Here is a 5168-nt window from a genome sequence, read left to right on the forward strand (position 1 = left end):
CAGTCATGGGTGGCAATCAGCGTCTTGGCGACATAGTGAATGATGGCGGCCCCACCGGGCGAGCCCAGCGTCACAACCAAGCGGCCATCACGGCGGTCAAACACCAGCGTCGGGGCCATGCTGGAGCGCGGTCGCTTGCCCGGCTCCAGCCGGTTGGCGACGGGCAGGCCGGCGGCGTTGCGCGGATTGAGCGCAAAGTCGGTCAGCTGGTTGTTGAGCAAAAAGCCGCCGGCCAGGCCAGTGCCACCGTCGCTCATGATGCGCGAGCCAAACACGGTCTCAATCGTCGTCGTCATCGAGACCGCGCGACCCGCAGCATCAACAACGCTGATGTGGCTGGTGCCGTACTCGGGCTGTTCGGCTTGTTGGGCATAGGCGGTCTTGAGCCCACCTGGATTGCCGGCCTTGACCACACCGCTGCTGCGCGGGCCGATCAGGGCGGCGCGCTGGCGCAGATAGTCCGGGGCCAGCAAGCTGCCCCAATCGCCGCCCGGTGCAGCGACAAAATCGGGGTCGGCCACATATTGCGCGCGATCGGCAAAAGCCAGATTGGCGGCCTGCGCGTAACGATTTAGCCAAGCGGCATTCGGCAGGCCGCTCGCGTCCAGCGACTGCGCCACGCTCTGCGGCGCCGTTAGCCCCAACATCTGCATCACCGCGATATGCCCGGACGACGGCGGCGGGAAACCGCAAACGCGCCAATGCTCGCGCCAATCGGTGCAGATGGGCGCGCGCAACTTTGGGCTATAGCCGGCCATATCGGCCTCGCTCAACAGGCCCGGATTACTGGCGTGGCCACGCACCCGGCGCACGATATCGGCGGCAATCGGCCCGCGCATAAAAGCCTCGGCGCCGCCCTTGGCCACCACCCTCAAGACCTCGGCCAGCGCAGGGTTGCGCAGCAGCGTGCCGACCGGCAGCGGCGCGCCATTGGCGGCGAAAAAATACTTGAAGGCCTGCGAATCGGTCTTGATCTGCGGGTCGCTGACAAGCATCTGGTGCATGCGTGCGCCCAGCTCGAAGCCGTTCTCGCTCAGTCGAATCGCCGGCTCGAACAGCCGCGCCCAGGGCAGCACGCCGTATTTGGTATGGGCCAGCTCCAACATCCGCATGAGGCCCGGCGTGCCGACCGAGCGGCCGCCGACCACCGCCTGCGTATAGCTCATGGGCTTGCCGTCGGGCTTGAGGAACAGACCCTCGGCGGCAGCGGCCGGCGCGGTCTCGCGGCCGTCCAGTGCCGTCACGTTCTGACCGTCCCAATGCATCAGAAAGGCGCCGCCGGCGATGCCGCTGGACTGCGGCTCGACCAGGGTCAACACCAGTTGCACGGCGATCGCCGCGTCGACGGCGCTGCCGCCGGCGCGCAGTATCTCGTAGCCCGCGTCCGCAGCGAGCGGATTCGCGGCGGCCACCGCAAAGCGCTGCGCGCCCCAAGCCGGCTTGTGGGTCCAGCCGCTGGGGCCTTCGGGTTGCTGAGGGATGTCGGCTTTTGCATCAACCGCACTCGGCTTGGCGGCCTGCGTCATGATGGCCGACGGCTGCGGCGCCGCGCAAGCCGTCAAAAGCAGCGCCAGCAAGACAGACTGCGGCAGCCAGCGCATCGCCATGAGTCGAGATTTTTTGTTCATCGCGGATAGGGCTAGAGCCAAAACTGCTGCGATGGTAATGCGCGCGGCGAACACCGGCCATACATGAACAGCTGCGAAAGCGACCGCCGCTGAAATGACTCGTCGGCCAGCGAGCTGTTACGCTCCACGCGACCGCCAAATGCACCACGCCGACTGATCCCAAAGCTCAACAAGAAAAAAGGCCGCATGAATCTTCGCCTCAAGCTGATGCTGGTGACCAGCTTGCCGCTGCTGCTGGCGTTTTCCCTGACCGCTTGGGTGCTGCGCGTCCAGCAAAACAAGTTGACCGAGCGTCAACAGACGCTGGTCCGCGACGCCTACTCACAGGCCACTCGCTCCGAGCTGCGCCATCAGGTCGCGCTGGCGCTGAGTACGATCAGTCCGCTCTACAACACCGGCCGCGACGATGACGACATCAAGCGACTCGCGGTCCAGCAGTTGGTGAACCTGGACTACGGCCCGGACGGCTACTTTTTTCTGTACGACTACAAGGGCGTCAGCCTGATGCACCCGCGCCAGCCCGAGTTGGTCGGCCGCAATCTGATGGAGATGCGGGACGCGCAAGGGCGGCCGGCGATCCGCCTGATGATTGAGCGCGCCATCGCCGGCGGCGGCTTTATTGAGTACACCTGGAGCAAGCCTTCGGCGAACGAGCAAAGACCCAAGATCGCCTACGTGACCGGCTTGGAACGCTGGCAATGGATGATAGGCACGGGCATCTACACCGACGAGGTCGACAAAATCCAGCGGCAATTGGCCGATCAATTGACGGCCAGCCTGGGCACCACCTTGCGCTGGGTGGGCTTGACCACCTTGGTGGCTGCGACCTTGATGCTGGTCAGCGTGTTGGGCTTGTCGATCAGCGAGTTGCGCAGCGCCGATGCCAAGCTGACCTTGCTGGCGCGTCGGCTGGTTCGCTCGCAAGAGGATGAGCGCGCGTGGCTGTCGCGGGAGCTGCATGACGGCACCAGCCAGACCCTGGTGGCCGCCAAGCTCTTGACCGAATCGGCGCTGGCGCGCTTGCCCGCCGACGCTGGCAGCGCGCGCACCATGCTGGAGCGCGCGATGGCCCGCATCGCTGACGCGCTCGACGGTGTGCGGGGCATCTCGCACCGCTTGCGGCCGGTCACGCTCGACACGCTGGGCCTGACCAGCGCGCTGCGTCAGCTCGGCGAGGACAGCTGTTCGGCCGCCGGCCTGGCGTTCAGCTTCGAGGTCACGGGCAACGAGCCGCACGGCCTGCCGGCTGAAGTGCGCACCACGCTGTTTCGGGTCGCGCAGGAGGCGCTCGCCAATGCGCTCAAGCATGCCCAGGCCAGCCATGTGCAGATGCTGCTGCACAAGGGCGGCGCCGAGATCAGGCTGACCGTGCAAGATAACGGCCAAGGCTTCAGCGCCGAGGCGATCGATCGAAGCCCCAAGCAGGGCATCGGTCTGCGCAATATGCGCGAACGCATGAACAATGTCGGCGGCCGCCTGGAACTGAGTTCGGACGAACATGGCACCAAGGTGGAGGCGACGATTCCGCGCCTTGCGGTGCAACGATTGGCCCAGGCCGCATGAGTACGAGCAGCCGCACCGCCATTCGCATCCTGCTGGTTGACGACCACCCGCTGGTGCTTGAGGGCCTGGTCGCAAGGCTGGACGCGGTGCCGCAGTTTCAAGTGGTCGGCGAAGCCGGGGACGCATTGCAGGGTCTCAAGCGTGCGGCCGAACTCAAGCCCGACCTGGTGTTGACCGACATCGGCATGCGCGACATCAATGGCATCGAGCTGATTCACCGCTTGATGGCCCGCGCCACGCCGGCCGAGCCCGCTCCGATCGTGCTGGTGCTGAGCATGTACGACGAGCCCGAATACGCCCGCCAAGCACTTGCCGCCGGTGCGAGCGGTTATGTGTTGAAGGACTCACCTTCGAGCGAAATCATTGCCGCTATCAATACTGTGGTGGCCGGTGGCACCTATATCAGCCCGGCCATGGCTCAGCGCCTGTTCAGGCCGGCACCGGCCCGGGTTGAACTGTCGGAGCGCGAGACGCAGATCCTTGGCTTGATCGGGCAGGGGCAGTCCAGCAAGCAGATCGCCCGCACGCTCGAAATCAGTGTGCGCACGGTCGAGACCCACCGGCTCAATCTGCACCGCAAGCTTGACCTGTCGGGCCAGGCCGACTTGATACGCTACGCGGTGGAACACGGACGCCAGCCGCCGCGCTGAGCGCAGTTCGAGCACAAGCCGCTCAGGGTTTTCTAGTACGTGTTCTTGCGCAGCCGCGCTGCGTAATGTGACGGAAGCTTGTTTGGGTGCATCGGCGCACCATTGTGGCCATGCCGGGTCAATCCTTGAACCAGGCAGCTGACAACAACCACCGAGACAAGCCATGCACACAAAGTTCCAACCTTTGCTCAGCGCGCTAGCCCTTGCAGCAGCCGCCTTCACTGCCCCCGCTGCCTTTGCTGCCGAGCCGATCAAGATCGGTGTGGCCGGCCCGTTCACCGGCGGTTCATCGTCGATGGGTGTGTCGATGCGCGACGGCGTGCGCATGGCCACGGACGAGATCAACAAGTCCGGCGGCATCCTCGGTCGCCAGATCCTGCTGGTTGAGCGCGACGATGAGGCCAGGAACGAGCGCGGCGTGCAGATCGCGCAAGAAATGATCAACAAAGAACGCGTCGCCGCCGTGGTCGGCTATATCAACACCGGCGTGGCCCTGGCTTCGCAGCGCTTCTTCCAGGAAGCCAAGATCCCGGTCATGAATAACGTCGCCACCGGCTCGCTGATCACCCACCAGTTCAACGACCAGCCCGAGAACTATGTGTTTCGCAACGCCGCGCACGACAGTATCCAGGCGCCGATGATTGTTGAGGAGGCCGTCGCAAGGCGCGGCTACAAACGCGTGGCGATCCTGGCGGACTCGACCAACTACGGCCAGTTGGGCCGTGCCGACCTGGAGGCCGCGCTGGCGCAAAAAGGTCTCAAGGCGGTCACGGTGGAGAAGTTCAACATCAAGGATGTGGACATGACGCCGCAGTTGCTCAAGGCCAAGGAAGCCGGTGCCGAAGCGGTGCTGACCTATGCCATTGGCCCTGAGCTGGCGCAGATCGCCAACGGCATGACCAAGCTCGGCTGGAAGGTGCCGATGATTGGCAGCTGGACGCTGTCGATGGCCAACTTCATCGACAACGCCGGCCCCGGCGGCGAAGGCGCGCGGATGCCGCAGACCTTCATCCAGGAGCCCACCACGCCGAAGCGCCAGAGCTTCATCCTCAACTATCTGCGCACCTTCAACCCGAAGATGAGCCGCATTGATTCGCCGGTGTCGGCCGCGCAGGGTTATGACTCGATCTTTCTGCTGGCAGCCGCCATCAAGCAGGCCGGTGGCACCGAGGGCCCCAAGATCAGAGCCGCGCTTGAAGACCTGAAGACGCCGGTGGAAGGCGTGGTCACGACCTATATCAAACCCTTCAGCGCCAAGGATCACGAGGCCATCACGCCCAACATCCCGGTGTTCGGTGAGGTCAAGGGCCAGCGCGTCGTCTACGCC

General features: G+C 64.7%; 4 protein-coding genes. 3 read left to right on the forward strand and 1 reads right to left on the reverse strand.

Annotated elements, in window-relative coordinates; genetic code table 11:
• Positions 1–1601 (reverse strand): gamma-glutamyltransferase family protein (locus tag RMO57_RS16745; RefSeq protein WP_310388538.1); only part of this gene is annotated, 1601 nt, incomplete at its 3' end.
• A 213-nt stretch (positions 1602–1814) separates the two neighbouring features.
• Between RMO57_RS16745 and RMO57_RS16750 the strand changes: the two genes are divergently transcribed.
• The 3 genes from RMO57_RS16750 to RMO57_RS16760 all read left to right on the forward strand — a co-directional run.
• Positions 1815–3191 carry a cache domain-containing protein gene (locus RMO57_RS16750; RefSeq protein ID WP_310388533.1) on the forward strand — a complete coding sequence of 459 codons (1377 nt, stop codon included), beginning with the start codon at positions 1815–1817 and terminating at the stop codon, positions 3189–3191.
• On the forward strand, positions 3188–3841 hold the full coding sequence (locus RMO57_RS16755; RefSeq protein WP_310388535.1) for a response regulator transcription factor: 654 nt from the start codon (positions 3188–3190) through the stop codon (positions 3839–3841). The genes RMO57_RS16750 and RMO57_RS16755 overlap by 4 nt, the downstream gene beginning before the upstream one ends.
• A gap of 163 nt (positions 3842–4004) precedes the next feature.
• On the forward strand, positions 4005–5168 hold a 1164-nt coding region (locus tag RMO57_RS16760), incomplete at its 3' end, for an ABC transporter substrate-binding protein (protein WP_310388536.1).

This window comes from Roseateles sp. (assembly GCF_031397715.1).
Classification (GTDB): domain Bacteria; phylum Pseudomonadota; class Gammaproteobacteria; order Burkholderiales; family Burkholderiaceae_C; genus Paucibacter_A.